28 protein-coding genes are annotated in these 26,705 nt (G+C 49.9%); 15 read left to right on the top strand and 13 right to left on the bottom strand.

Annotated elements, in window-relative coordinates; translation table 11 throughout:
* Nucleotides 1-241: hypothetical protein (locus tag LC084_RS10555; protein ID WP_226571089.1), on the bottom strand; the 241-nt coding region annotated here is incomplete at its 3' end.
* Between the two features lie 549 nt (nucleotides 242-790).
* Between LC084_RS10555 and LC084_RS10550 the strand changes: the two genes are divergently transcribed.
* The 10 genes from LC084_RS10550 to mglC all read left to right on the top strand — a co-directional run bounded on the left by LC084_RS10550 (nucleotide 791) and on the right by mglC (nucleotide 11,189).
* Nucleotides 791-1,879: a FecCD family ABC transporter permease gene (locus LC084_RS10550; protein WP_226571088.1), complete on the top strand. Its 1,089-nt coding sequence runs from the start codon at nucleotides 791-793 to the stop codon at nucleotides 1,877-1,879.
* A complete protein-coding gene (locus LC084_RS10545) occupies nucleotides 1,876-2,664 on the top strand; it encodes an ABC transporter ATP-binding protein (RefSeq protein ID WP_226571087.1) in 789 nt (262 codons plus the stop codon). Before LC084_RS10550 ends, LC084_RS10545 begins: the two co-directional genes overlap by 4 nt.
* Before the next feature lie 230 nt (nucleotides 2,665-2,894).
* Nucleotides 2,895-3,296 (top strand): RcnB family protein, encoded by a 402-nt coding sequence (locus tag LC084_RS10540; RefSeq protein WP_226571086.1) that lies wholly within the window; start codon nucleotides 2,895-2,897, stop codon nucleotides 3,294-3,296.
* 38 nt (nucleotides 3,297-3,334) lie between these two features.
* A complete protein-coding gene (locus LC084_RS10535) occupies nucleotides 3,335-3,685 on the top strand; it encodes a hypothetical protein (protein WP_226571085.1) in 351 nt (116 codons plus the stop codon).
* 441 nt (nucleotides 3,686-4,126) lie between these two features.
* Complete coding sequence (gene folE / locus LC084_RS10530; protein ID WP_226571084.1) at nucleotides 4,127-4,795, top strand: GTP cyclohydrolase I FolE; 669 nt, start codon at nucleotides 4,127-4,129, stop codon at nucleotides 4,793-4,795.
* A 23-nt stretch (nucleotides 4,796-4,818) separates the two neighbouring features.
* Complete coding sequence (gene yeiB, locus LC084_RS10525) at nucleotides 4,819-5,976, top strand: DUF418 domain-containing protein YeiB (RefSeq protein WP_226571083.1); 1,158 nt, start codon at nucleotides 4,819-4,821, stop codon at nucleotides 5,974-5,976.
* A gap of 155 nt (nucleotides 5,977-6,131) precedes the next feature.
* Complete coding sequence (galS, locus tag LC084_RS10520; protein ID WP_226571082.1) at nucleotides 6,132-7,133, top strand: HTH-type transcriptional regulator GalS; 1,002 nt, start codon at nucleotides 6,132-6,134, stop codon at nucleotides 7,131-7,133.
* A gap of 308 nt (nucleotides 7,134-7,441) precedes the next feature.
* Nucleotides 7,442-8,437, top strand: coding sequence for a galactose/glucose ABC transporter substrate-binding protein MglB (gene mglB / locus LC084_RS10515; RefSeq protein ID WP_226571081.1), 996 nt, complete (start codon nucleotides 7,442-7,444; stop codon nucleotides 8,435-8,437).
* A gap of 205 nt (nucleotides 8,438-8,642) precedes the next feature.
* Nucleotides 8,643-10,163: a galactose/methyl galactoside ABC transporter ATP-binding protein MglA gene (gene mglA, locus LC084_RS10510; RefSeq protein ID WP_226571080.1), complete on the top strand. Its 1,521-nt coding sequence runs from the start codon at nucleotides 8,643-8,645 to the stop codon at nucleotides 10,161-10,163.
* 15 nt (nucleotides 10,164-10,178) lie between these two features.
* The gene (gene mglC, locus LC084_RS10505; RefSeq protein ID WP_226571079.1) at nucleotides 10,179-11,189 is read left to right on the top strand and encodes a galactose/methyl galactoside ABC transporter permease MglC; all 1,011 of its coding nucleotides are present in this window, start codon (nucleotides 10,179-10,181) and stop codon (nucleotides 11,187-11,189) included.
* A gap of 89 nt (nucleotides 11,190-11,278) precedes the next feature.
* On the opposite strand, the gene sanA is transcribed toward mglC, so the two are convergent.
* The 7 genes from sanA to LC084_RS10470 all read right to left on the bottom strand — a co-directional run bounded on the left by sanA (nucleotide 11,279) and on the right by LC084_RS10470 (nucleotide 17,451).
* Nucleotides 11,279-12,025 carry an outer membrane permeability protein SanA gene (gene sanA / locus LC084_RS10500; RefSeq protein WP_226571078.1) on the bottom strand — a complete coding sequence of 249 codons (747 nt, stop codon included), beginning with the start codon at nucleotides 12,023-12,025 and terminating at the stop codon, nucleotides 11,279-11,281.
* A 115-nt stretch (nucleotides 12,026-12,140) separates the two neighbouring features.
* On the bottom strand, nucleotides 12,141-13,025 hold the full coding sequence (cdd, locus tag LC084_RS10495) for a cytidine deaminase (protein WP_226571077.1): 885 nt from the start codon (nucleotides 13,023-13,025) through the stop codon (nucleotides 12,141-12,143).
* A 131-nt stretch (nucleotides 13,026-13,156) separates the two neighbouring features.
* Nucleotides 13,157-13,849 (bottom strand): CidB/LrgB family autolysis modulator, encoded by a 693-nt coding sequence (locus tag LC084_RS10490; RefSeq protein ID WP_226571076.1) that lies wholly within the window; start codon nucleotides 13,847-13,849, stop codon nucleotides 13,157-13,159.
* Nucleotides 13,846-14,247, bottom strand: a complete 402-nt coding sequence (locus tag LC084_RS10485) for a CidA/LrgA family protein (protein ID WP_226571075.1) — start codon at nucleotides 14,245-14,247, stop codon at nucleotides 13,846-13,848. Before LC084_RS10485 ends, LC084_RS10490 begins: the two co-directional genes overlap by 4 nt.
* 330 nt (nucleotides 14,248-14,577) lie before the next feature.
* Nucleotides 14,578-15,558 (bottom strand): NAD(P)H-quinone oxidoreductase, encoded by a 981-nt coding sequence (locus LC084_RS10480; protein ID WP_226571074.1) that lies wholly within the window; start codon nucleotides 15,556-15,558, stop codon nucleotides 14,578-14,580.
* A 73-nt stretch (nucleotides 15,559-15,631) separates the two neighbouring features.
* On the bottom strand, nucleotides 15,632-15,970 hold the full coding sequence (locus LC084_RS10475; protein WP_226571073.1) for a carboxymuconolactone decarboxylase family protein: 339 nt from the start codon (nucleotides 15,968-15,970) through the stop codon (nucleotides 15,632-15,634).
* Nucleotides 15,971-16,011: 41 nt separating this feature from the next.
* On the bottom strand, nucleotides 16,012-17,451 hold the full coding sequence (locus LC084_RS10470) for an NAD-dependent succinate-semialdehyde dehydrogenase (RefSeq protein ID WP_226571072.1): 1,440 nt from the start codon (nucleotides 17,449-17,451) through the stop codon (nucleotides 16,012-16,014).
* Between the two features lie 120 nt (nucleotides 17,452-17,571).
* On the opposite strand from LC084_RS10470, the gene LC084_RS10465 reads away from it, so the two are divergent.
* Nucleotides 17,572-18,513, top strand: a complete 942-nt coding sequence (locus LC084_RS10465; protein WP_226571071.1) for a LysR family transcriptional regulator — start codon at nucleotides 17,572-17,574, stop codon at nucleotides 18,511-18,513.
* Nucleotides 18,514-18,638: 125 nt separating this feature from the next.
* Here the strand turns inward: LC084_RS10465 and LC084_RS10460 are convergent, their stop codons facing one another.
* Together LC084_RS10460 and LC084_RS10455 are read right to left on the bottom strand one after the other, a co-directional pair.
* Nucleotides 18,639-18,824 (bottom strand): hypothetical protein, encoded by a 186-nt coding sequence (locus LC084_RS10460; RefSeq protein ID WP_226571070.1) that lies wholly within the window; start codon nucleotides 18,822-18,824, stop codon nucleotides 18,639-18,641.
* Nucleotides 18,825-19,050: 226 nt separating this feature from the next.
* A complete protein-coding gene (locus LC084_RS10455; RefSeq protein WP_226571069.1) occupies nucleotides 19,051-19,401 on the bottom strand; it encodes a carboxylesterase family protein in 351 nt (116 codons plus the stop codon).
* A gap of 179 nt (nucleotides 19,402-19,580) precedes the next feature.
* On the opposite strand from LC084_RS10455, the gene LC084_RS10450 reads away from it, so the two are divergent.
* Together LC084_RS10450 and dusC are read left to right on the top strand one after the other, a co-directional pair.
* Entirely contained in the window at nucleotides 19,581-19,934 is a 354-nt protein-coding gene (locus tag LC084_RS10450) for a cation transporter (RefSeq protein WP_226571068.1), read from the top strand.
* A 92-nt stretch (nucleotides 19,935-20,026) separates the two neighbouring features.
* The gene (gene dusC / locus LC084_RS10445) at nucleotides 20,027-20,959 is read left to right on the top strand and encodes a tRNA dihydrouridine(16) synthase DusC (protein WP_226571067.1); all 933 of its coding nucleotides are present in this window, start codon (nucleotides 20,027-20,029) and stop codon (nucleotides 20,957-20,959) included.
* Between the two features lie 13 nt (nucleotides 20,960-20,972).
* Here the strand turns inward: dusC and LC084_RS10440 are convergent, their stop codons facing one another.
* Both LC084_RS10440 and LC084_RS10435 read right to left on the bottom strand, forming a co-directional pair.
* A complete protein-coding gene (locus LC084_RS10440; RefSeq protein WP_226571066.1) occupies nucleotides 20,973-21,911 on the bottom strand; it encodes a LysR family transcriptional regulator in 939 nt (312 codons plus the stop codon).
* Between the two features lie 82 nt (nucleotides 21,912-21,993).
* Nucleotides 21,994-22,572, bottom strand: a complete 579-nt coding sequence (locus LC084_RS10435) for a DedA family protein (protein ID WP_226571065.1) — start codon at nucleotides 22,570-22,572, stop codon at nucleotides 21,994-21,996.
* 202 nt (nucleotides 22,573-22,774) lie between these two features.
* Here LC084_RS10435 and LC084_RS10430 point away from each other — a divergent pair, with 202 nt between their 5' ends.
* Together LC084_RS10430 and pbpG are read left to right on the top strand one after the other, a co-directional pair.
* The gene (locus LC084_RS10430; RefSeq protein ID WP_226571064.1) at nucleotides 22,775-23,365 is read left to right on the top strand and encodes a Yip1 family protein; all 591 of its coding nucleotides are present in this window, start codon (nucleotides 22,775-22,777) and stop codon (nucleotides 23,363-23,365) included.
* Nucleotides 23,366-23,662: 297 nt separating this feature from the next.
* Nucleotides 23,663-24,775 carry a D-alanyl-D-alanine endopeptidase gene (gene pbpG, locus LC084_RS10425; RefSeq protein WP_226571063.1) on the top strand — a complete coding sequence of 371 codons (1,113 nt, stop codon included), beginning with the start codon at nucleotides 23,663-23,665 and terminating at the stop codon, nucleotides 24,773-24,775.
* A 47-nt stretch (nucleotides 24,776-24,822) separates the two neighbouring features.
* Here the strand turns inward: pbpG and dld are convergent, their stop codons facing one another.
* Entirely contained in the window at nucleotides 24,823-26,553 is a 1,731-nt protein-coding gene (dld, locus tag LC084_RS10420) for a D-lactate dehydrogenase (protein WP_226571062.1), read from the bottom strand.
* Between the last annotated feature and the right edge of the window lie 152 nt (nucleotides 26,554-26,705).

Raw genomic sequence — 26,705 nt, 5'->3', positions numbered from 1 at the left:
TACAGGCGGTGGTGTTAGTGGCCTCGAAATCGTTGAGGCGTGCCTGGCGGGCCGGGGCTGCCTGCATGGATGCAGGCAGAGCGACGGGAGGCAGGAAGCCGACTCGGAGCGGTACCCGAGAAGCCTGCCGGGGTAAGCCGAATGTCCGCGAAGCGGCGATTTTGCCAGCCACCAACGGGGGTGCAGGGGGGCCGGGCCCCCTGCGTGCGCGGGCGGTGAGAGAAACCTGTGTGGCTGACACGGCGCGCAACCAGCGCTGTGCTGGCAGAACATTTTACTGTGGCTGCATACGTTCACTGAGCCGGATGCCGGTTCGGTGCAAATTCCGTTCATTTTAAGCTGCGGACTTAATCCGGTCTTACTGCTGGTTAACAGGCAAGGGACAGGGCAATTGCTGCAATTTTGTTCCCGGTCAGGGAAAACTTACACAATATGTGTAGTTTTTACGTGTATACGTTGATTTATAACCGTTGCGCGTGTAAAAAATGAGGTTTTTATAACTATAGAATTGATAAGAATTATCATTTGTCTTATCGTTGGCGGGCATATATGCCTGCGGTCGTATTTATTTTGCCGGGTAATCACGCTGTGCAGATCTATTTACAGCAAGGCGGCATACAAACACTTACGGACGTACCCTGGATAGTACCTGTATTGGTCCCAACATCCTGTTTTTTCGTAGCCTGAGTGCACATGGTTGTTGCCTGTACGGGTGTTTAACCCGAGAGCCTGACGGCGTGAGCTGGCAGGCGTTTAATGATGAGCATGACGCCGTAAAGGTTTAGATGTAATGAGTGTAACCACCGAATCAATGTCACAATCAACGTCTCAATCATCATCTTCCAATAACGTGATGGGCCGTTACCAGAAGGTGTTGTATCACCGTTACTGGTTACTTGGCGTGATTGTTCTTGCCATTCTGGCATCGCTGTTGCTGGATTTTACTCTTGGCCCTTCAGGTTTATCGTTGGGTACGCTATGGCATACGCTGATTGACCCATCCAGCGCCAATCCAGGAACCCGGGTGATTGTCTGGGATATTCGCCTGCCTTATGCACTCATGGCTGTAATGGTGGGTATGGCGCTTGGCCTTGCCGGGGCAGAGATGCAGACCATACTCAATAACCCACTTGCCAGCCCATTTACTCTGGGTGTCTCTTCTGCGGCGGCATTTGGTGCCGCACTGGCTATTGTGCTGGGAATTGGCATACCTGGTGTGCCTGACCAGTGGTTTATTTCGGCCAATGCCTTCGTTTTTGCGTTAATCGCGGCCTTACTGCTTGATGCTATTACCCGCTGGACACAAGTCGCGACATCGGGCGTGGTGTTGTTCGGTATTGCGCTGGTGTTTACCTTTAATGCGCTGGTTTCTATGTTGCAGTTTGTTGCCAGCGAAGATACGTTGCAGGGGCTGGTTTTCTGGACCATGGGCAGCCTGGCAAGAGCCTCCTGGGACAAACTGGGTGTTCTTGCTCTGGCATTTGCAGTTATTTTACCGCTTTCGATGATGAGTTCGTGGAAGCTCACTGCATTGCGCCTGGGGGAAGACCGCGCTGTCAGCTTCGGGATTGACGTGCGCCGCCTGCGCCTGGCAACCTTACTGCGTATCAGTATCCTGTCTGCGTTATCTGTAGCATTTGTCGGCCCGATTGGCTTTATCGGCCTTGTTGCACCACATATTGCCCGCCTGGTGTTTGGTGAAGACCACCGTTTTTACTTGCCGGGTAGTGTGCTGATTGGCGCATTGGTGTTGTCGATGGCATCTGTTGCTTCGAAGAATATCATCCCAGGCGTCATTATTCCGGTAGGGATAGTGACATCGTTGGTAGGGGTGCCTTTCTTCCTGAGTATTATTTTGCGTCACCGGGGGAGCGTATGATGAGTGGTTTAATTATTCGCGAGTTCAATGCCGGTTACCCTAAACGCCAGATTATCAGTGATCTGAATGTTGGCCCGCTACCCCGCGGGAAAATCACCGTTTTACTTGGCCCTAATGGCTGTGGCAAATCCACGCTGATGCGTTCGCTGGCCGGGCTGAATAAAGCACAAGGCCAGTTAGTGCTTGATGGGGAAGACCTGATGGCGCTGCCTTTTGTGAAACGGGCAGAGAAAGTGGTTTATTTGCCGCAGAGTTTACCGGCGGGTGTCCACTTGCATGTGCTGGAATCGATAATCGTTGCACAACGTGCATCTGGCGGCCATGCCAATGCATCTCATGAGCAGGAAGTAATGAATCTGCTCGACCAGCTAGGGATTTCGCACCTGGCAATGAGCTATCTGGACCAACTTTCAGGTGGGCAAAAGCAGTTGGTTGGCCTGGCTCAGTCGCTAATTCGCCGCCCGGAATTATTATTGCTCGATGAACCGCTCAGTGCGCTTGACCTCAATTACCAGTTTCATGTCATGGACCTGGTAGCCCGCGAAACCCGCAAACGCAATATGATAACGGTGGTAGTGGTGCATGATATTAATATCGCACTGCGTCATGGTGAGCATGTGTTGATGCTGAAAAATGGCAACCTGGTAGCCAGTGGTGAGCCAGCAGCGGTTATCACGGCGGAAAGCCTGGCGGAAGTTTACGGGGTGAAAGGGCGTATTGAGCGTTGCTCGCGTGGTACACCGCAAGTGGTTATTGATGGGCTGACTACCTCACTGGAAATGTAACCCTTCCGGCCTGTTCAGGCAGGGTGGCCTGCCTGAACAGATACGCCCGGTTATCAGCCGCGGCCATTATGCATGGAACACAGGGTGTTATACCGATTTCTTTCCGTATCAGAATAATCTGCTGAACAATAAACTATTCTTCCAGGAATTCTCCGACATTACCGCTTTTCCACATTTTCTCCACTGTTGTCTTGTAAAACTAAGTCATCCATAAGGAGAAGAGGTGACTTATGAAAAAGCTGATTGCATTAGCACTGATTACTGCATGTTCTATGACTTCGGTAGCCTGGGCAGACGACCATGGGCCTGATAACCAAGGGCAGCCCTGGCAAGAACAACAAGGCCACGAGCATCAGGGGCAGCCACAGAATCATGGTAAAGAGCACTATGATTCTAAAAAAATGCATCAGGGTGATCACTTTGCATGGAATGGGCATGATTTCCGGCGCGGGCATCCGGCTCCGGACCGTTTCAGAGGCGATGACTATCGTGTGAATGATTGGCGTGACCGTGGGTTACCAACGCCGCCATCAGGGCAGCATTGGGCCTACATCGACGGTAACTATGTCTTGATTGCTGCCGCAACCGGTGTGATTACTTCCATCATTCTGAATAGTGCATTGCACCACTAATGCATTGGCGCACCATGCGCCTGTAAGGAGTTTTGGGTATGAAGAAAACATACAAGGCTTTAGTTGCTGTGTGCCTGATGGCTGCAGGGGCGACTGCTTTTGCAGCACAGCAGGAAACAGCAAAATCCGCTCATCATGAAGGCCAGAAAATGATGGCGCCGCGTGGTCATGGGCAGTTTATGCCACCCATGATGATGCCTCCGGTCTATCAGTCTTCAATGCAAACGTCAGACCCGGCAGAAGCACTGAAAAAGCTGACAGGCGATGTACCAGCGCTTGAAAAAGGCAAACGTTATGATGTGCGTGTTGAGGTGCGTGAGTTACCGCCGCTGCCCCCAGTACCCGCACCGGCTGCTAAAGAGAAACCAGCAGAACAACCTGCAGGTTAACAGGTAGTAGCTCATTGATTATCACCTGAAGCCAGCGCTTGCGCTGGCTTTATATTGATGAAAAAGAAGGGAAAAGCGTGGTTTTCCCTTCTTTTTAGTTAGCAGCCGAAAATCAATAAATTGATTTTCCAGGTTTTTATTGGGTGACAACCTCTGGCTCTGTGCAGATATGAGGTTTGTCATCAGCATCAGGCCAGCGCTTGCGCTGGCTTTTCTATCGCGCGGGTTCTGGTATTTAAATCCAGAAATAGTCAGAGCAATATTCTTTTTTCTTCTGTTCCGCCAGCCAATAACGTCATAGTATTTTCTTCTGGTGCATGGCTGCACCTATTTCAATAATAATCCTTCATGGTACTGGATTAAACGTGCGCGGTGCCGCAAAATGAGCATAAACTTTGCCCCACGTAGGGTAAGGCACGAGACACCTGCAGGAGAAATTTGATGCCATCACTCAGTAAAGAAGCCGCCCAGGTCCATGACGCTTTGGTTGCCCGGGGGCTGGAAACACCGTTACGCCAACCTGCCGAGCAACTGGATAACGAAACCCGCAAAGCACGCATTGCAGAACACATGACAGGTATCATGCAACTCATGAATCTGGATTTGAGTGATGACAGCCTGATGGAAACGCCGCATCGCATTGCAAAAATGTATGTCGATGAAATCTTTTCTGGCCTGGATTATGCGAATTTCCCTAAAATCACTGTCATTGAAAATAAAATGAAAGTGGATGAAATGGTTACGGTGCGTGATATTACTCTCACCAGTACCTGTGAACACCATTTCGTTACTATTGATGGCAAAGCTACCGTGGCTTATATTCCAAAAGAAGCGGTGATCGGTTTGTCAAAAATTAACCGTATTGTGCAGTTCTTTGCTCAGCGACCACAGGTTCAGGAACGTCTGACTCAGCAAATATTAGTGGCACTTCAAACTCTGCTGGGAACCAATAATGTTGCCGTATCAATCGATGCCGTACATTATTGTGTAAAAGCGCGTGGTATTCGCGATGCAACCAGTGCAACCACCACAACATCGTTGGGCGGGTTATTTAAATCCAGCCAGAATACCCGGCAGGAATTTTTACGCGCAGTGCGCCACCATAACTAAAGTTAACTGCCAGGCAGGATGCAATGGAAAGAAACCTTACGCTCGATTTCATTCGCGGCGTTGCCATTCTGGGCATCCTGCTTCTCAATATAGTCGCCTTTGGTTTACCCAAGGCGGCTTATCTTAACCCAGCCTGGTCAGGCAGTGCGACACTCAGCGATGCCTGGACATGGGCCATGCTGGATCTCTTCGCTCAAGTTAAATTCCTTACGCTATTTGCCTTGTTATTTGGCGCGGGATTGCAGATGTTGCTGCCTCGCGGTAAACGCTGGATTCAAACTCGCCTCACACTGCTGGTTATGTTGGGTTTTTGCCATGCGGTATTTTTATGGGACGGCGATATCCTGTTGGCTTACGGGCTGGTTGGACTGGTGTGCTGGCGAATGATTCGTGATGCCAGCGGTGTGAAAGCGCTGTTCAACACAGGTATTGTGCTCTATTTAATTGGCCTGGGTGTGTTACTGGTCCTTGGGCTGATTTCTGGTGATCACACCAGCCGTTCCTGGGTTCCAGAAGCCGCACCGCTGCAATATGAAGCCTACTGGAAGTTAAAAGGTGGAATGGAAGCGGTAGATAACCGCCTGAGCTTGCTGTCCTCTAACTTATTAGCGATTGGTGCACAATACGGCTGGCAACTGGCAGGTATGATGCTGCTGGGGGCAGCGCTGATGCGTAGCGGTTGGTTACGTGGGCGTTTCAGCCAGTCTCATTACCGGCGCACAGGCGCGCTTTTGGTGGGGTTGGGGTTATTAATTAACGCGCCAGCGGTGTTTGCACAATGGCATTTAGGCTGGCAGTACCGGTGGTGTGCTTTCTTGTTACAGTCCCCGCGGGAGTTGAGTGCTCCGCTGCAGTCTATTGGTTATGCATCACTTATCTTTGGCTACTGGCGCTCCATAGCTTCCTGGCGTATCACCATTGCTATTGCCTGTGTTGGCCGGATGGCACTAACGAATTACTTGTTACAAACGGTTATTTGCACCACTATTTTTGAACGGGCTGGCTTGTTTATGCATTTTAGCCGGTTACAACTCCTCGCATTTGTGCCAGCGGTGTGGCTGGTTAACCTTGTGTTATCTGTCTGTTGGTTGCACTTTTTCCGCCAGGGGCCACTGGAGTGGGTGTGGCGCAAACTGACAGCGCTGGCGACCGGTACTCAGGTTTCATCTACAACCAGATAACGATCCAGATCACAATCGTTAACATATCTACTGTAACCGCTTTCATCCCTGTGATTTTCCTCACGCTGTGTTAACACACTCGCTGACAAAATAACCGCCACACCGCAGGTAACGCGGCGACAAAAATTTTAAATACCTCTGCCTGGATGATTTGCATGGTCACGATTCGCGATGTAGCCCGTTACGCGGGTGTTTCCGTTGCCACAGTTTCACGCGTCCTCAACAATAGTGCGTTGGTGAGTCCTGATACCCGTGATGCAGTCATGAAAGCTGTGACGCAACTAGGCTATCGCCCTAATGCCAACGCACAGGCACTGGCAACCCAGGTCAGTGACACTATTGGCGTTGTGGTAATGGATGTTTCCGACCCTTTTTTTGGCGCATTAGTCAAAGCGGTGGACGGTGTTGCCCAGACGCATAACAAATATGTGCTGGTGGGTAACAGTTACCATGAAGCTGAAAAAGAACGGCATGCTATTGAAGTGCTTATTCGCCAGCGCTGTAATGCGTTGATTGTTCATGCTAAAGCATTATCTGACCAGGAAATGGCGCTGTTTATGGAACAGGTTCCGGGGATGGTACTGATTAACCGAATTTTACCCGGTTATGAACACCGCTGCGTTGGGTTAGACAATGTTTCCGGTGCATTAATGGCAACCAGAATGCTGGTGGCTCAAGGGCATAAGCGTATAGGTTATCTCAGCTCCAGCCATGGTATTGATGATGATACTCAACGCCGCCAGGGGTGGGCCATGGCGCTGGAAGAGCAAGGGATTACTCCTCGGGAAAGTTGGATTGCGCGTGGCACCCCCGATTTGCAGGGAGGCGAAGCGGCAATGGTGGAATTGCTTGGTAGCAACCAACAATTAAGCGCGATTTTCGCCTATAACGACAGCATGGCCGCCGGGGCGATGACTGCCCTGAAAGATAATGGATTCCATATCCCACAACAGGTGTCTGTGATTGGTTTTGATGACATTCCCGTTGCAAGGTATACCGACCCTCAACTGACAACCATACGTTACCCGATTGCCTCCATGGCCCGTACTGCAACTGAACTGGCATTACGTGGTGCTGCAGGCACACTTGACGAGTCAGAAACTCACTGTTTTATGCCAACCCTGGTTCGTAGACACTCTGTTTCATCCAACCAATAAAGTGTGTACCAGATCACTTCTTTTATAAAGAGTTTGATGTAACCGGTTTCAATCTGTGAGTAAATTCACAGTAAGTTAACATTACGGTTACTATTATGGCGGTGTTTTAGAGGGTGAAACATAATGTAACTGCGCGTGAGTAGTTATCACATAAAGCCCCTCTGGACGCTCATAACAAGCAGTAACGGAATGTTATATCACATGGATGCGTTAACTTTTTTCCCGAAAAGTCGGCGTGATGTAACATTTTGATTACAAACATCCCGCCTGACTGATTTTCATCGTTACCCTGCAAAACCGGAGATACCATGAATAAGAAGGTGCTTACTCTGTCAGCTGTGATGGCAAGCATGTTGTTTGGCGCAGCTGCAAACGCAGCAACCCGTATTGGCGTCACCATCTATAAATATGATGATAACTTTATGTCTGTGGTGCGTAAGGCAATTGAAAAAGATGGTGAAAGTGCGCCAGATGTTCAGTTGCTGATGAATGACTCGCAGAATGACCAGTCAAAACAGAATGACCAGATTGATGTCTTGTTGGCGAAAGGGGTAAAAGCGCTGGCAATTAACCTGGTTGACCCGGCTGCCGCAGGCACCGTGATTATGAAAGCCCGTTCACAGAACGTGCCGATTGTTTTCTTCAACAAAGAACCTTCCCGTAAAGCGCTGGATAGCTACGATAAAGCCTATTATGTGGGCACGGATTCTAAAGAGTCTGGCATCATTCAGGGTGAGCTGATTGCGAAACACTGGGCCGCCAACCCCTCCTGGGATCTGAACAAAGATGGCGTAGTGCAATATGTTCTGCTCAAAGGCGAGCCTGGGCACCCGGATGCAGAAGCGCGCACGACTTATGTGGTGAAAACGCTGAATGACAAGGGCCTGAAAACACAGCAACTGGCCCTGGATACCGCGATGTGGGATACCGCTCAGGCAAAAGATAAAATGGATGCCTGGCTGTCTGGCCCAAATGCCAACAAGATTGAAGTGGTTATTGCAAACAACGATGCCATGGCAATGGGTGCGGTAGAAGCGCTGAAAGCACACAACAAATCGTCAATTCCGGTATTCGGTGTGGATGCGCTGCCTGAAGCCCTGGCGCTGGTTAAATCTGGTGCAATGGCCGGTACGGTACTGAACGATGCCAACAACCAGGCAAAAGCCACGTTTGACCTGGCTCGTAACCTGGCCGATGGCAAAGCGCCAGCAGATGGCACCAGCTGGAAAATTGTCGATAAAATTGTTCGCGTACCTTATGTTGGCGTAGATAAAGATAACTTATCTCAATTCGAAGGTAAGTAATTCTATTTCAGCATTGTTTGCCCTGGCTATTCAGGTTACAGAAATGTGGCCTGAATAGTAAAGGAAATAACAGGTGCGGGAAAATACTGTGCCTGTTATTACAACATAATGAGCAATAAATACTTTACCCATAATAATTTTCGGTAAGCCAGGCATAATATGCCTGATGAGCGGATTATTCATGGGATGTAGCCAGGTGATGACTATGGTCAGCAATAATATACAGCCGTCAGGTGAGTTTTTGTTAGAGATGTCTAACATTAATAAATCATTTCCTGGCGTAAAAGCGCTGGATAATGTGAACCTGAAAGTTCGCCCGCACTCAATTCATGCATTGATGGGGGAAAATGGTGCAGGGAAATCAACATTATTAAAATGCCTGTTTGGTATTTATAAGAAAGATAGCGGGAGTATTCTTTTTCAGGGAAAAGAAATCGAATTCCATTCTGCAAAAGAAGCACTGGAAAATGGTATTTCCATGGTTCACCAGGAGTTGAACCTGGTGTTACAGCGTTCGGTTATGGATAACATGTGGCTGGGGCGTTATCCCACGAAAGGTATGTTTGTCGACCAGGACAAAATGTACCAGGATACCAAAGCGATTTTCGAAGAACTGGATATTGATATCGACCCTAAAGCACGCGTGGGTACGTTATCCGTTTCGCAAATGCAAATGATCGAAATCGCCAAGGCCTTTTCCTATGATGCCAAAATTGTCATCATGGATGAGCCCACTTCGTCATTGACAGAAAAAGAAGTTAACCACCTGTTTACCATTATTCGTAAGCTAAAAGAGCGTGGGTGCGGCATTGTCTATATATCTCATAAGATGGAAGAAATTTTCCAGCTATGTGATGAAATCACCGTACTGCGTGATGGCCAGTGGATTGCCACTCAGCCCCTTGACGGGCTGGATATGGATAAAATTATCGCCATGATGGTGGGGCGTTCTCTGAGCCAGCGTTTCCCTGAGCGTGAAAACACACCGGGTGAGGTAATAATGGAAGTCCGTAATCTGACTTCCTTACGCCAGCCTTCTATTCGCGATATTTCCTTCGACCTTCACCAGGGGGAGATCCTGGGTATAGCAGGGTTGGTGGGTGCTAAACGTACTGATATTGTCGAAACGTTATTTGGTATTCGCGAGAAGTCAGCGGGCACTATTAAGTTACATGGTAAGCCTATTAATAACCATACAGCGAATGAAGCCATTAATAATGGTTTTGCGCTGGTAACCGAAGAGCGCCGTTCAACGGGTATTTATGCTTACCTGGATATTGGTTTTAACTCGCTTATTTCTAATATTAAGCGGTATAAAAACAAAGTCGGTTTGCTGGATAATACTCGCATGAAAAGTGATACCCAATGGGTAATTGATGCCATGCGAGTTAAAACACCTGGCCATAAAACCCAGATCGGTTCTTTGTCTGGTGGTAACCAGCAAAAGGTCATTATTGGCCGTTGGTTATTAACCCAACCTGAAATACTGATGCTTGATGAACCGACTCGCGGGATCGATGTTGGGGCTAAATTTGAAATTTACCAACTAATGGCTGAACTGGCGAAAAAAGGGAAGGGGATAATTATTATTTCCTCCGAAATGCCAGAGTTATTAGGGATAACTGACAGGATTCTGGTTATGAGCAATGGGCTCGTTTCCGGCATCGTTGACACCAAAACCGCCACGCAAAACGAAATATTGCGTCTTGCGTCTTTGCACCTTTAATCTCAGGGGCTTCTCATGAGTGCGTTAAATAAGAAAAGCTTACTTACCTACCTGAAAGACGGCGGTATTTACGTCGTACTGTTTGTCTTACTGGCTATTATTATTTTCCAGGATCCAACCTTTTTAAGCCTGCTTAACCTGAGCAACATTCTGACTCAGTCATCGGTGCGTATTATTATTGCACTGGGTGTGGCAGGGTTGATTGTAACCCAGGGGACAGACCTGTCTGCCGGGCGTCAGGTTGGCCTGGCAGCGGTGATTGCGGCTACCATGCTGCAGGCGATGGATAACGTCAACAAAGTGTTCCCGCACCTGGAAACCATGTCTATTCCCGTGGTTATCTTGATTGTGTGTGTGATTGGCGCGGTAATTGGCCTGATTAATGGGATTATTATCGCTTATCTGAATGTGACCCCGTTTATCACTACCCTGGGTACTATGATTATCGTCTACGGGGTTAACTCCCTGTATTACGATTTTGTCGGCGCTTCGCCTATTTCCGGCTTTGCACAGCAATTCTCCACCTTTACCCAGGGTTTTGTGCAACTGGGTACGTTCCGGTTGTCGTACATTACCTTCTACGCAGTGATAGCCAGTATTTTTGTCTGGATCCTGTGGAACAAAACCCGCTTTGGTAAAAACATTTTTGCTATCGGCGGCAACCCAGAAGCGGCAAAAGTATCCGGGGTGAATGTTGGCCTGAACCTGCTGATGATCTATGCCTTATCTGGTGTGTTTTACGCCTTCGGTGGGATGCTGGAAGCCGGACGTATTGGTTCTGCAACCAACAACCTGGGCTTTATGTACGAACTGGACGCCATTGCGGCCTGCGTGGTGGGTGGTGTCTCGTTCAGTGGCGGTGTGGGTACAGTGATTGGTGTGGTTACCGGGGTAATCATTTTTACTGTAATTAACTATGGCCTGACCTATATTGGTATCAACCCATACTGGCAGTACATTATTAAAGGCGGCATTATTATCTTTGCTGTGGCGCTGGATTCACTGAAATACGCCCGTAAGAAATAATCTGTTTTGCACAAAAAACCGCGCCGGTTATGCCAGGCGCGGTTTTTTTATTTATTTTTTACCGGGAATGCCTGGTAACCCGCCACGGTTTATGGGGTATCTGTCGCTTTTTTTTCTGCTGCGCTGGCTTTCTTCTGTAGCTCAAGCAATTGTTCGGGCGTGACGGCGGGGTAGCCCTGATTATCATCAGAAACAACATGTGCCGCCGGAATAGGTACCAGTGGTCCCAAAAAGCGCGGTTCACGTTTAAAAATAAATAAATCAGCCAGTGCACCCAACCGGGCACCGAACTCCCTGAAACGCACAGACCACATGTTTTTTGGGGAAGGGACTGCATAACACTGGGCCTGAATCCCCATATGCAACGCAATAAATAACGCACGCTCACAGTGAAAGCGTTGGGTGATGATAATAAAATCGTTGGTATCAAATACCTTGCGGGTACGTACAATCGAATCCAGTGTTCGGAACCCGGCATAATCCAGCACAATATCAGCCGGATCCACCCCGGCAGCGATTAAGTCTTTGCGCATGGTCATCGGTTCGTTATAGCTGGTTAATGCGTTATCGCCACTTAACAGCAGGTAGTTCACTTTACCGCTGTTATAAGCGTTAAGTGCACCCTGAATGCGGTAGCGGTAATACTGGTTGATGACACCGGTGCGGTAATATTTGGCGGTTCCCAAAACAACCCCAACCTGGCGGTAAGGCAGGTCCTGGATTTCATCATACACATAAGGGGCTGTTTGCCAGCTTATCCAGCGATCCAGGGCAAGCGCTGTTATCAGCATTAACCCAGTCAGGACTAACAGACTGTATAACAGACGCTTAAACATAGATAGTAACGCTCGGCTTGCGATTAAAGTGCTTCCAAGGCTACTTGACCACCCCATGAAGAGCAAGCTATCCCCTCCTGGTTGGTGCTAATTTAAGCACGCGTTGTTCACCTTTTCACACGAGCGTAACTAACGTTATATTCTGGCAACCCAGAGTATGAAGCAGGGAAACCGTGCTGTCGTGGTGGCTTATCTGCCCATTTTCACGTTCCGCTATTGCTGCGCAAGCGATATCTTCAGCGCGGTAACCACGCAGGCGTAGCAGGTTCAGAGCCACTTGTAATGGGGGTAATGAAGGGTTAAACGCCGCATTTTCGGCATAGCTCCCGGCGAACAAGCTGCCATCGTGGGTTTGTAATGCTACTCCGCCTGGTGACTGGCTGTATGGGCAGTGGCTGCGGTTGGCTGCGGTAATGGCAGACTGTTCCAGCGCTGAACCTGTAACCGGGAAACTGTGGTCTTCGTTATCCAACAATAATGTTGTGATGGCGAGGTCTTTCGGGCCGAAGGCATCAGGTAAGTAATTGCCGAGTGTGGCAGGTTCGCGTTCTGGCAAATGAATCTCCAGCGACAACCCACTGTTGAGTTCATTCATAAACTGGCGGCAGTGCCCGCACGGCGTATAGTTAACGGTTATGCCGCTTAAGGCCTGTTCTCCGCCCATCCATGCATGGCTGATAGCACTTTGCTCGGCATGGATAGTTTGTTGCATGCTGCTGCCTGGAAACTCCATATTGGCCCCGAACCACAGCGCGCCACTCGTACCATGAACAATGGCTCCCACATTAAAATGCGAAATGCCCGTCCAGGCGCAGGCTGCAGCTAAAGGAAGCAAGGCAAAAGCCAGTGCGTTGTTATCCATGCCGGTTTGTTGTCGCAGATGCTGTGTTTGCTCAGAAGTGAGCATGGCCGGAAACGCGCTATCTTCCAGTAAAGGTTGCAGGGAAGGACGAAGAGTGGCTGGCAGAGTTTCGAAGGCTGAAACAAAACGGGGATGCATAACATGATGCCTTGTATCAGGTTAATGGAACCGTAGTGTACGGTTCTCACTAACCTTGATATGTGACATGAATCTAATTATTAGTGCAACATGTGAAATATGTTGCGTATTTTCGAGATTGTGCGCAACTTTTACCCTACAACTGCCAGAATAACGGGAAACAGAAACGGGGCGACCAGTGAAGTGATAATCCCGCAGATAACCAGCGCCAGTGAGCTGAATGCCCCTTCCTGGAAATCCAGTTCCGCACAACGCGCAGTGCCTAATGCATGGGAAGCTGTACCCATAGACAAGCCGCGTGATGCCTTGGTGGTGATGTGCATGGCATTTAACAGAGTATGGCCAAACACCGCCCCTAAAATACCCACATAGATAACACACACTGCACTGATTGCCGGTAAACCACCAATGCTGCCACCAACTGCCATCGCAATAGGCGTAGTAACCGATTTAGGCAGTATTGAGGCCGCGATTTGTGGTGTCGCCCCCATTAATAGCGCAATGCTGGTGCCCGTTATCATTGCCACCATGCTGCCAATAAAACAGATGGAAATAATGGATTTCCAGCGGGCGCGGATTTGGTGAAGTTGTTCATATAATGGAAATGCCAGCGCCACCACAGCGGGTTGCAGCCAGTCGTTCAGCATTTTGCTGCCCTGAAAATAGTGCTGGTATTTGATACCTGTAAGCAGCAGAAAAGGAATAATCACTACCATGGAAACCAGCAACGGGTTCAGCAGCGGGGTTTTTACCACAGAGCCAAGCTTACGTGCCGCAAAGAAAACCACCAGTGTCAGCGGCAAAGACCACCAAATATCACTCATTTCTCTTTAGCCTCTTTCTGGCCGACAACTTTACGTTCCCCGTGAACCAGCTGAGAACTCCAACTAACAACAACCAGAATAACTATGGTGCTGATAGTGCACGACACTACAATGGGCCCGAACTGGGTACGCAGCAAATCGAAATACTGCATAACACCCACTCCAATAGGAACAAACAGCAATGCCATATAACGAATAAATAAATGGCAGCCAGGTTTTACCCACTGGGCTGGCAGAATTTGTAATGAGAGCAACAGGAACAGCATCAGCATGCCAATGATAGAGCCTGGGATCGTAATAGGAAGCAGTGTGGCAATAAACTGCCCGGCATACAGACAGGCATAGATAAAGAAGAAGGCCCGGCAATATTGCCAGATAATAAGCAATGTATGGCGCATTTAAGTAACCCCTGAATGAATGCATTCATCATACAATTAAAAAAGGTTTTGTGCTATGGATCACATCATGAATTCCGGTTATAGCAACAATGCCTTTTTAGTATGGCTGATACCGGTTGATACCATAGGTGATTGCTGCAATCCAGTGGGTTGCTGTTCGTGAAGGGCCAGGGCTTGTAAATAGCCGATGGCAGAGAAAACAGAGCCGTTATCCGGCAACGTTTCGCCAGCGGGTATTTAGCGCGGCATTGTGCAGAGGGGGAGAGGAAACGAAAGGCTTCCTCCCCCTGTATCTGGGGTGCTGTCCGGTGAGGTTTACATGAGCCTGGTTTACATGGTTAAGACAATTTTGCCCACATTTAGCCCGTCTTCCATGCGCTGGTGCGCGGCACTGGCTTCAGCAAGTGGGAACACGCTGTCGATAATCGGGTTTAAACTCGCTTCAGAAAAGTGGGTTAACCAGCGTTCGCGAAAGCGTTGCGACATGGCCTGTTTAACGTCCTGTGAACGGGACTTCATGACGGTTCCCATAATACGCAAGTGGCGGTATAGCACACGGTCCAGCGGCAATTGTGCATTCTCAATCCCGCCCATAATACCAATTTGCACCAGGCGGCCACCAAAGTTCAGGGCATTAACGTTCCGGGAAAGGTAAGGCGCACCAATAAAATCCAGTATCAAATCCACCCCTTTACCTTCAGTGACACGGGCAACAACATCGGTGAAGTCTTCGTTCTCATAATCAATGGCGTAGTCTGCGCCCAGTTGGTGGACCAGGCCATGCGCTTCTTTTTTGGCTGTTGTCAGCACTGTCGCACCCACGGCATGAGCCAGTTGCACTGCTGCACCACCAACCCCGCCAGCGCCTGCATGCACCAGCACTGTTTCGCCAGCCTGTAGCTGCCCAAGGTTAATCAGTGCTTCGTTAGCCGTGACGAACACCTCGGTAATCGCCGCTGCGTGGATGTAATCCATTTTTTCCGGGATGGGCATTGCCATGCGGTAGTCTATACGGGCAATTTCAGCATAAGCGCCGCCACCAACAATCCCCATCACCCGGTCACCAACCGTGTAACCCCGGACATTTTCCCCTACAGCAATGACATCGCCAGCAATTTCCAGCCCCATAATGGTGGAATCACCGAAATCAGGGCGGCCATAACCACCGCGGCGGTGAGTTAAATCAGCACGGTTAACCCCTGCGGCACGGGTACGAACCAGTAAATCATTCGGGCGAAGGATGGGGTCTGGGGCTTCACTCAGTTTGAGTACGCTGGCAGGCCCGAATTCGTCAAAGTTTATCGCTTTCATTTTATTGCCTCATATAACAAGTCAGAAGATGTTGTATGCTGCCAGCGTGCTGAGTGTGGCTGGCAGCCAGGTGTTATTGCGCGTTGTTTTCGTCATTACTGAACGTCGCGTTAGCGTAAGCCGATGCAGTAATGGCCGCCGGGAAACCGGCATAAAAAGCCAGATGAGTGATCACGGCGCTTAGCTCAGTCTGAGTCAGCCCGTTTTCTACACCGCGCCGCAAGTGGGCAGGTAACTCATTAGCGTGGTTTAACGCTACCAGGCAGGCGATGGTTATCAGGCTGCGGTCGCGGGGGGCCAGGTCTGTGTCCGCCCAGACATCGGAATAGAGCGGTTGCTCTACGAAATCCGCCAGTTTGGGTGTAAAAGGGCGGGCCGCTGCACGTGGGCTGGTAAAGTCGATATTTTTCATGGTCTTGTCCTTTATATTGTTGTGCGTTGTGTTTCTGAGAATCAGGCCTGGCTGATAAATTTATTGGTCAGGTAGTGATGAATGCCTTCGGTACCGCCTTCTGAACCATGGCCACTCTCTTTCATCCCACCAAAGGGAAGCTCCGTTGCCACAATACGGTACTGGTTGATGCCAATCATGCCGGCTTCCAAACCATCGCCAACATCAAGTGCTGTACGGGCATCACGGGTGAATGCATAAGCCGACAGGGCATAAGGCAGGCGGTTGGCCTCTTCCAGCCCATCTTCCAGTGTGTTAAACGGGCGCAGTACAGCAATCGGGCCAAAGGGTTCTTCGTGCATAATGCGGGCGCTCATTGGTACATCGGTGAGCACTGTGGGTTCAAAGAAATAGCCCGGCCGGTCAAGGCGTTTACCACCAGTCAGCACTTTGGCTCCCTGTTCCACTGCATCGGCAATCAGTTCTGTCATTTTTGCCAGTTGGCGTGGGTTAGCCAGCGGCCCAATTTGTGTTTCGCCAGATAAGCCATCGCCTATCACCAGTTGTTGGGTGGCAGCCACAAAGCGTTCCACAAAGTGCTCATAGGCTCCTTGCTGAATCAGAAAACGTGTAGAGGAAATACACACCTGCCCTGTGCCACGAAATCGGTTGGCGGCCCCGGCACTGGCTGCGGTTTCAATATCTGCATCTTCAAATACCAGGACTGGACCATGCCCACCCAATTCCAGTGTGATGGGTTTGACACCTGCGGCGGCACGTTCAGAGAGTAACCGGCCTACCGGTACAGAGCCGGTAAAGGCCACTTTGCGGATAATCGGCGAGGCAATCAGTTGCGCGGAAACCTGGTCTGGGACCCCAAAGACGATTTGCAGCACACCTTTCGGCAGCCCGGCATCATCCAGGCAGCGAGCCAGTGCCAGTGCTGTTGCCGGGCTCTCTTCGCCAGGTTTCAGAATGATGCTACAGCCTGCGGCGAGTGCCGCTGACAGTTTGCGTGCCGGGGTAATGGCCGGGAAATTCCACGGGGTAAAGGCAGCAACAGGGCCAATTGCTTGTCTTTTTACCAACTGCTGAATGCCAGGCCGGTTTGCCGGTACTACCCGGCCATCAATGCGGCGGCCTTCTTCTGCAAACCACTCAAAATAGTCTGCCGCACGCAGAACTTCATCCCGGCTTTCTACCAGTGGCTTGCCTTCTTCCAACGTCATTTGGGTGGCGATGTGTTCAGACCGTTCACGCATCAGTGCGGCAGCCTGTTTCAGTACACGAGCCCGTTCAGCCGGAACGGTGCGGCTCCAGGTTTTGAAGCTGTCGCGTGCGGTATTCAGTGCCAGTTCCAGGTCAGCTTTGGTTGCCAGGGGTAAGCGGCCCAGCGTTTTTTCGGTTGATGGATTAATGACAGCAACAGTGTCGCGTTCTTCCGCTTCCAACCAGGTGCCGTTGATAAACAGGTAGAGTGAATCGTATGGTGTGGTTTGCATGGTCTTCATCCTCAGATTGATGTTGGTTTGTTTGCCGTTTCGTTGAGAAGAAGAGTATGAAAAGAACGCATGACTGATAAGATAGGAACTCCCCACAACAGCTATGCAAGAAATGCACAGATGCAATCAGAAAAATTTGCGGAGTTTCTTGGTGTCTTTGTTGATGTTGCACACGAGAGCAGTTTTTCGGGTGCTGCGCGGCGGCGCGGCAAGACACCGTCGTCTGTAGGCCGGCAGATTGATGCCCTCGAAGCACACCTCGACACCCCACTTTTCTTACGTTCCACGCGCCACCTGACACTGACTGATGCTGGAGAAGCGTTGCTGGTGCGAGCGCGGCAGATCCTCGATTCGCTGGTCGATGTGCAACAGGAGTTGTCATCGATGAAAGGCGAGGTGACCGGGGTACTTCGGGTTGCCTGTTACCCAACTTTTGGCAAGCGATATGTCCTGCCTGTGATGGGGAAGCTGGCTAAACAGTATCCCGATCTCAGCCTGGATTTAGATCTGACTGAGCGTCTGGCGGATCCCGTTGCTGAGCGCCTGGATCTGGTTATTCGCATTGGCGACCTGGCCGACAGCACCCTGATTGGCAGCCGTATTGCGGTACAAACCAGGGTGTTGTGCGCCAGCCCAGATTACCTGAATAAAGCAGGCAGGCCGGTAACCCCGGCTGATATCACCTCACACCGCCTAATCGATAAAATCCATGGTGCGGATTTACTGGGCTGGAGCCATGTTATTGGGCAACCGGTTCGTGGCATCAGCACACAACCGCTGTTTGGGTGTGATGATTTTGATGCCATGCGCCTGGCCGCTATCGAAGGGTTGGGCATCGCTTACCTGCCAGACTGGGTAGTCGGGCAAGATATTAACTCCGGTGCTCTGGAACAACTGTTCCCGCAATGGTCTTCACAACCTCAGGCATCCACCGGGATATACGCTCTGCGTGCGCTTCGCCATCCGCCAGCCAGGGTTACTGTTTTTCTGGATGCACTGCGCGAATTTATTGGCCACCCCTGGGTTTGGCTTGTAGAGCAACAGCCAACTGCAAAGTATTGAACAAAGGTGAACGAGTTTTGCACAGGCTACATGATTTGCAACGTTAGGCGAGTTGCTCCGCTCTCCTGAAATAGACAGGAGGGCATCTGCCAGAGGCGGCAATATATATATTTAAAAATACTTCGCTAATATATACGGTTATCTGGCAAGGACTCTTCTGCTAACAATAAAAGTGGGGAAATAATCTGTTTAATATCTTCCTGCTGGTCTTGTGCGAACTGCCAGGCATGAGGTTCATTTGGTTTAAATAATGCCAGTGCCTGCTTGCCATATTGTGCTGTTCCATGGGTAATAAAATTTACCCATGTCATTCTTAATGCTTTTCCTGCACTCAGTGTTGATGCCCCAGCAGGGCTAAATTCTTGCATGTAAGGGTCGGAGAAATTATGCCAGATATATGGCAGATCGCTTGCGTGAACACAATATCCTGAATATTCCCCTGTTATTTGCTTTAGAACGAAGCGATAAAGCCACCCCGTAGCACCTTGTTCAGTTAATACCTTAATCAGCGATAAGCCTGGTAAAATATATCCACGCTCAGAGACTTATATCCAGCACTGTTTTTTCCGGGTAACGGCGCTGCATAGCAGCACAGATAATCTGGCTCTGGGCAGCAGTGCTGTGTGTCAGTTTTCCGCTGGTGAATGTTGATGGCGACGACGTACGAGACACCTGAAACCAGCCATCATGCTGATTAAATCCCACCATAACGTTAAGGGAAGAACAGTCTGCCTGACGCAATGGGTTGAGTGGCGTGTCATGGAATAATTTGCCATCAATTACCGCACGGAAGGGAAATTGGTATTCATATTGTGTTACACAACCGGCCTGAGCGCGAAGTAAAGTGATTGTGTCATAGACAGCTCTTTTTTCAGGCGGAATTACCACTAATATCAGATTTTTGGCATCAACGTATCAATATCCTGCTGAGTCAGCCGTGTAAAGCCATATTGTGCAAGCAATTTGTCATACTCTGGATTTTTCTCTAATGCCTAAAATATATTGAAACTTGCCCTGAGCAATATTTAATGTTAGACGAGAAGCTTATGAATGAATCAGAGGCATAAATGAGTCACGTTAATCATAAAACCGGTGTTACTGGTGTAAACCAGGTTACCCGTAAGCTGAAACTTTCTGGCGTAGATGAAGGGAAAATAGAGGCTCTGGTTATTGAAACCAGGCAATTACCTGGGATGGATACGGTGGAATACTTGCCTGCTTCAGTAACCTTAACCTGTGTCTATGATGCGGCGCAATGTGGTGTGGATGCGGTAGAAAAGGTGCTTAACGGTTATGGCGCGCAGTTTGCCAGCAGTATATGGAACCGGGTAAAAATAGGTTACTTTCGCTTTATCGATCAGAATATAAAAGACAATGCGGCACACCAGCCTCATTGCTGCAATAAAGTTCCTCGTAAGTAGGCTCTGGCCTTTAAACAAAGCGTATTTCAGGTTTGTCACCCGCCTGGCGTCAGGCTAACATAGCGCGTCTTTTTTACTGAATGAGTCACTCTATGCGCGTTTTACTGGCGCCGATGGAAGGCGTTCTCGATGCACTTGTGCGGGAACTGCTGACAGAGGTGAACGATTACGATTTATGCATCACCGAATTTTTACGCGTGGTGGATAGTTGCCTGCCGGTGAAATCATTCCAGCGCATTTGCCCGGAGCTGGCTAACCAAAGCCGCACACCTTCTGGCACCCTGGTGCGTATTCAGTTGCTCGGGCAGTATCCTCAATGGTTGGCCGAAAATGCGGCACGTGCCGTTGAACTGGGCTCATGGGGCGTTGATCTGAATTGTGGTTGCCCTTCTAAAGTCGTCAATGGTAGTGGCGGTGGGGCAACTTTGCTAAAAGACCCTGAGCTGATTTACCAGGGGGCGAAAGCCATGCGGGAAGCAGTGCCTGTGCACCTGCCAGTAACCGTCAAAGTTCGCCTCGGGTGGGATTCGCCACATCGCAGCCTGGAAATTGCCGATGCCGTGCAACAGGCTGGCGCGACAGAACTGGTGGTGCATGGTCGAACAAAAGAGGATGGCTACCGGGCAGAACGCATAGACTGGGCGGCCATTGGTAAGATTCGCGAACGCCTGGATATTCCAGTTATTGCCAATGGTGAAATACGTGACCAGGCCAGTGCCATAGCGTGTATGGCACAAACCGGGTGCGATGCTGTTATGGTTGGGCGTTGGGCGCTGAATATTCCAAACCTGAGCCGGATGATTAAATACGGCGAGCCGGCTATGCCCTGGCCCGATGTGATTCAGCTACTGAAAAAATATTGCCGCCTGGAAAAGCAGGGCGATACCGGGATGTACCATGTGGCGCGGATTAAACAGTGGCTTGGGTATTTGCGGAAAAATTACCCCCAGGCCAGCGAATTATTCACTACCGTGCGCACACTGAACACTTCCGCAGCCATTCGCCAGGCGATTGAACAGTTATAACCTCAGCAGGCGCTCAGGCTGCCTGCTTCAATGAATATTCCGCCAAATGGTTACTCACCAGGTCCCGAAACCACATCAGCGCCGGGTCACTGTTATGCCGCTGGTGCCAGCTTAACGCCAGTTGTGCTGGTGGAATTGCCACAGGAAGTGGGCTCCCACTGAGGCCCCAGTGAGGTTGCCAGAGAGGCCCCAGCGCAGCCGGCACAGTCGCAATGCCTGGCTGGCTGCAGAGTAGCCCCGGCAGTGCGGCAAAGTGAGGTGTGGAATAGCTAATCTGGCGGGTATAACCCTGTTTAGCGAGCAGAGTGTCAATCTGGCTGTTACTGGTTTCCCGGTTACTTACAGCAAAATGCGGCCAGGCCAGGTAATCTTCCAGCGTTAACGGGCCGGATAGTGGTACATGCTGTGGATGCCAGAGTGCAACAAATGGCATTGCCACTATTGGCGTACTTTCCAGCCAACGAGGCCCACCTTCAGACATATTCACGACCATATCCATCTCGCCACCTTCCAGGTGAGCCAGATCGGTAAACGGGTTGCTGGCAACTACGCTTAGCTGGATTCCCGGTGCCTGCTGGCGAACCAGGGGCAATAATACCGGCATCAGCCAGGTTTCAACCCAGTCAGCCATACCCAGCGTAATCGTCGCCCTGGCTGTCGCCGGGTTAAAATCTGAAGGGTGGAATAACGTTGATTGCAACTGCTCCAGCAGGGGCATTAATTCACAGTGTAGTGCGTCTGCCCTGGCAGTTGGTTGCATCCGGTGGCCGCTGCGAATAAATAGCGGGTCATCGAACATATCCCGAAGTCTTGCCAGCGAACCACTTACAGCAGGCTGGCCGAGGTGGAGTTTATCTGCTGCCAGAGAAACACTTTGTTCACGGTAAAGCACCGCAAAGGCCACTAACAGGTTCAAATCAATTTTTCTAAAATCATTTTCTTTGATAGTCATAATACCTCCCATCAGTGGTGGCGATGCTAGCGCGTGACCCGCCAGGATGCAACGCTTTGCTGGCCTGAAAAATCCCTGAAAGCTATTTTTTGGCGTGTTTATGTCGCTTTTTTTTCCACCAGAATCGCCAAATAATGAGTGCAACGACCACCAATAACAAACCAGGCCAAATCAGGTGTTTTATATGGCTATTAAGTTGGTGTAACCACGGCATCACCATTTCACCCCCCAGATAACCAAGCGTAGTGAACAGCGTTGCCCAAATTGCAGCCCCAAGAATGTTAAGCGGGAAAAATATGCGTGGAGGTAAACGGCTAATGCCAATCAACACCGGGCCAATAACCCGAAAACCATACATAAAGCGCGAGCCAATAACGAACAGGTACGGGTGACTGATTATTATCTTACGGGCTCGAGAAATATGTTTGCGGTGTTTACGAAAACGGTAGAGCACACGCGTGCCATAATGGCGGCCCACCAGGTAAAGTACCTGGTCACCCAGCATACCGCCTAAGGCAACGCACAACACAACGAAAGGAAATTTTAACAACCCCTGGTGGGCTGCCACACCACCTAGCAAGGTAATAGTTTCACCCTCTGCCATGCTGCCAATCAAAAGTGCCGCGTAACCGTACTGGCTGATAAGACTATGTATATCCATCGTGTTAAGGGTTCTCGTTCTTCCATACCGGGCCCATTGCTTCTTTCTATTAACCAGATATGTTCAAAAAATAAACAAATTTTCAACATGCATTATACTAATGGTACATGCAGCAAGCGGGTCTACGCAGAGCGTTGTGCCCTGAGGCTGTTTTACCTGATAAGGGTAGCGCGTTTATCGTTCCAGTACATCAGGGGGATTTATGAACCATGTATGGGGGCTGATGTCCCATCCCGAACGTGAAATGCAGTCAATTAAGCAGGAAAATGAAACTGTCTCCCACCATTATACACACCATGTCTTATTAATGGCCGCGGTACCTGTTTTGTGCGCATTTATTGGTACAACGCAGTTCGGCTGGCGTTTCGGAAATGATACTACTGTACAACTCATGCCCTCAACGGCTCTGGTGCTGGCTGTTGTTTTTTATGCCATTATCCTGGCTGGGGTCGCATTCATGGGGCGGGTTATCTGGTGGATGGCTCGTTATTATCCGGACAGGCCAGCACTTAAGCGCTGTATGGTTTTTGCCGGTTATGTGGCGACGCCCTTGATGTTAAGTGGCATCGTTGGGTTGTGGCCTGTGGTATGGCTATGTGCATTAATTGGCACAATCGCGCTGTTTTACTCCGGCTATTTGCTCTATGTGGGCATTCCGGCATTTTTGAATATCAGCAAATCGGAAGGGGTTAACTTCTCCAGTTCAACCCTGGCAATCGGTGTGCTGGTTCTCGAAGTGTTGCTGGCAATTACGGTGCTGCTGTGGGGCTACGGGTACCGGTTATTTAGCTAGTGCCTGAGTGCTTATCAATCCCGGGGCTGCCTGCCCCGGTAGAACGTTTTTAGTCAATTGTACTGCGCTGTTTTATCCTGCCAATACTACTCTTGTACAATATCGCCCCAGGCTTTGGTTGCCGCGGGTCATACTGCTTTTCCCTAAATTGTTTTCTATAGAATAAACTGCATTATTTGATAACGAAACTTCGCTGGCGGTTACAATTGACTGCGGAGTATTATTCTGGCGCCAGCGCCATTCCAGAGCGCGGTGTGCGTTGTATCGCGCAGAGATAACCTTGTTGAATTTGTTGCCATGCATAAAAATATTCGCCTTACTTTGCTTAGTGTCGCTCTCTTTAGTGCGGTGCCTTTTGTGTCTGCCGAACAGGCAACAACCACGGTCACCCATACAAAAACACATAAAACAGTTCATCACACAGCCCAGACCAAACATGCCACTGCCAGCAAAAAGGCAGAGGCAAAGAAAACGGTACACCACACCTCACATAAAACGGCGCATGCCACCGCGCATCATGCTACTGCTCATCATGCCACTGCGAGAGCGAAACCGGTCGCTCACGCGGTGGTAGCAGACCAGCCTCAAATCGCCTCTGGCAGTGCCATGGTGGTTGATCTGGCCGATGGCAAAGTGCTTTATTCCAGCCACCCGGACCGTGTGAGGCCCATAGCTTCGCTCACCAAATTGATGACGGCGATGGTTGTGCTTGATGCCCGCCAGCCACTGAATGATATGCTGTCCGTGGATATCAGCCATACGCCGGAAATGCGCGGGGTGTTTTCCCGGGTTAAGCTCAACAGTGAAATTAGCCGTCGCAATATGTTGTTATTGGCGTTGATGTCTTCGGAAAACCGTGCTGCGGCAAGCCTTGCGGCGCACTATCCTGGTGGGTACGATGCTTTTATTCGCGCCATGAATGCCAAAGCCCGAGCATTGGGTATGACCCATACGCATTATGTCGAGCCTACAGGGTTGTCACCGAGCAATGTGTCTACCGCTCGTGATCTGACCAAACTGGTGATGGCAAGCCGCCAGTACCCGTTGATTGGCGAACTCAGTACCACGCGGGAAGACGAAGCACAGTTCAGCCACCCGAACTACAGCCTGCCATTTCGTAATACTAACCACCTTATCTTCCGGGATAACTGGGATATTCAGCTCACCAAAACCGGTTATACCGATAAAGCCGGCCACTGCCTGGTGATGCGTACGGTAATCAATAAGCGCCCAGTGGCCCTGGTGGTTCTGGATGCTTTTGGCAAATATACTCACTTTGCTGATGCCAGCCGGATTCGCACCTGGCTTGAGACGGGAAAAGCCACACCAGTACCAGCGGCAGCGCTGGCGTATAAACAAGATAAAGCCACCGATATGGTGAATAATCAGCCAGTGCAGGTAGAAGAATAATTGGCAGGACACCTGGCGGGCCATCCGCCAGGTGTCAGAACTGAAGGTTACTCTGTTGGTGTTTCTTGAGGAGCCTGCCAGTTTTTCAGTTTGCTGGTTTTACCAATCCCTGGGTTCATACTGTTGGTGGGGTCATTTTCTTTATAGAAGGTTTGCAGCGCAGGTGGCGCTTCGTATAAATGCCCAACATTGTGCTCCGCCGGGTATTGCGCACCACGCTCGCGTAGCAGAACCAGCATCTGCTCTTTAAGCTCATGAACATCCACGCCTTTCTTCACAATATAGTCCTGGTGAAACACATGGCACATAAAGTGCCCGTAATAGAGCTTGTGCAATATCTGGCCATCCAGCTCTGGTGGCAGGTGTTCAAACCAGTCCGTATCATTGCGGCGCAGGGCAATATCCAGAGCCAAAATATCCTCAACTTCATCTGCATGAACTGCATGGTAACGAATGGCCGCACCCGCTGCCGCAAAACGGTGTAAAAAGGCTTTCGCACCTTCTTCGGCACTACAAACAAAAAAGTCACCTTCAGCATCATGAAAATAACGTTCCAGGAAGCTTTGCGCTTCGGCGATCCCGTCACCGGACATTTTCAGCAACAAATGATGCTCATATTTTTTCCGCCACTCCTGCATTCGTGCTGGCAAATGGTTAGGAAAATAACCACTGATTTTCTGCATAAAACGGTCCGTGAAATGCGGCTTAAACAGAGAATGTTTTTCCAGCATTGCATCGGTACGGCCTTTCAGACTGAACAAGGCTGGCATTTTGTCAGTGCCCAGTTTGTCTATCATCAGGAAGGTATCTTTGCCGTAGGTTTGGGCAATATCGTAGATATCCCGGTGCATATATTCCCCGGCAACCGGCAGGTGCGTGAATTCAGCCAGCATATGGCGGCGTAACTCGGTCAGCACTTGTGTCTGATTGGTTCCAATATAAAACACCTGCTGCTGTTTCTCGGCGGCAAAGGTATCCAGGCGCACGGCGAACACCGCCAGTTTTCCGGCACAGCCAGAGGCTTCAAATAACCGGTCAGGGTCTGCGTTATAGCGCGAAGGCGTATTGGCATCAACCTGACGCACCCGGTGCTGGTAATCGTTATCGGACGCCCGCCGTTCATCATGTTGTACCCGTTCAGGCGCGATTTTATCATCATCGAGTTGCGACAGAATTTGTTCTGGTGTTTCCCCCAGGTCAATCCCCAGATGGTTAACCAGGTGTAACTGCCCCTGGCTGTCAATTTGCGCATACAACGCCATTTCGGTGTAAGCCGGGCCGCGTTGCACTAAAGAGCCGCCTGAGTTATTGCACACGCCACCCATAACCGATGCGCCAATACAGGAAGAACCAATGACAGAATGGGGTTCACGCCCCAGGGGCTTCAATGCTTTCTCCAGTTGGTACAACGTGGTTCCCGGCCAGGCCAGCACTTGCTCACCGTTATCCAGTATGTGCAGTCTATCCAGCCGCAAGGTACTGATAATGACAATATCACGGTCATAATCGTTGCCGCTCGGAGTGGACCCTTCGGTTAAACCTGTGTTGGCTGCCTGCATCAGAATAATTTTGTCGGTAGCGACACAAGCTTTCAGTACCTGCCACAAAGACAGTAGCGAACCCGGAAACACCACGGCGAGCGCGTCTCCTTCACCAGACCGGAAACCTTTACGGTAGCGAGCGGTGCGGGCTGGATCGGTAAGAACATGATGATGGCCTACCAGATGTTTGAGTTCATTTATAAAGGCCAGGTGTTTCGATTTCACGACGTAAGACATGTCTCACTCCTGTGATGAGCAAATTTCGGCATTAAGCATAGCGCCGAAAAAATCAATTTGTGGAGAGTCATTTTGCAAAACAGGTGCATATATCCGGATTATCTTACTTTTTACTCATTCCTGCTTGTGGCAAACTTCCTTTTTTATTTTTC

The organism is Mangrovibacter yixingensis, from assembly GCF_020523985.1.
Lineage (GTDB): Bacteria > Pseudomonadota > Gammaproteobacteria > Enterobacterales > Enterobacteriaceae > Mangrovibacter > Mangrovibacter yixingensis.
The sequence above is the reverse complement of the archived record's forward strand: the minus strand, read 5'-3'. Positions and strand labels throughout refer to the sequence as shown.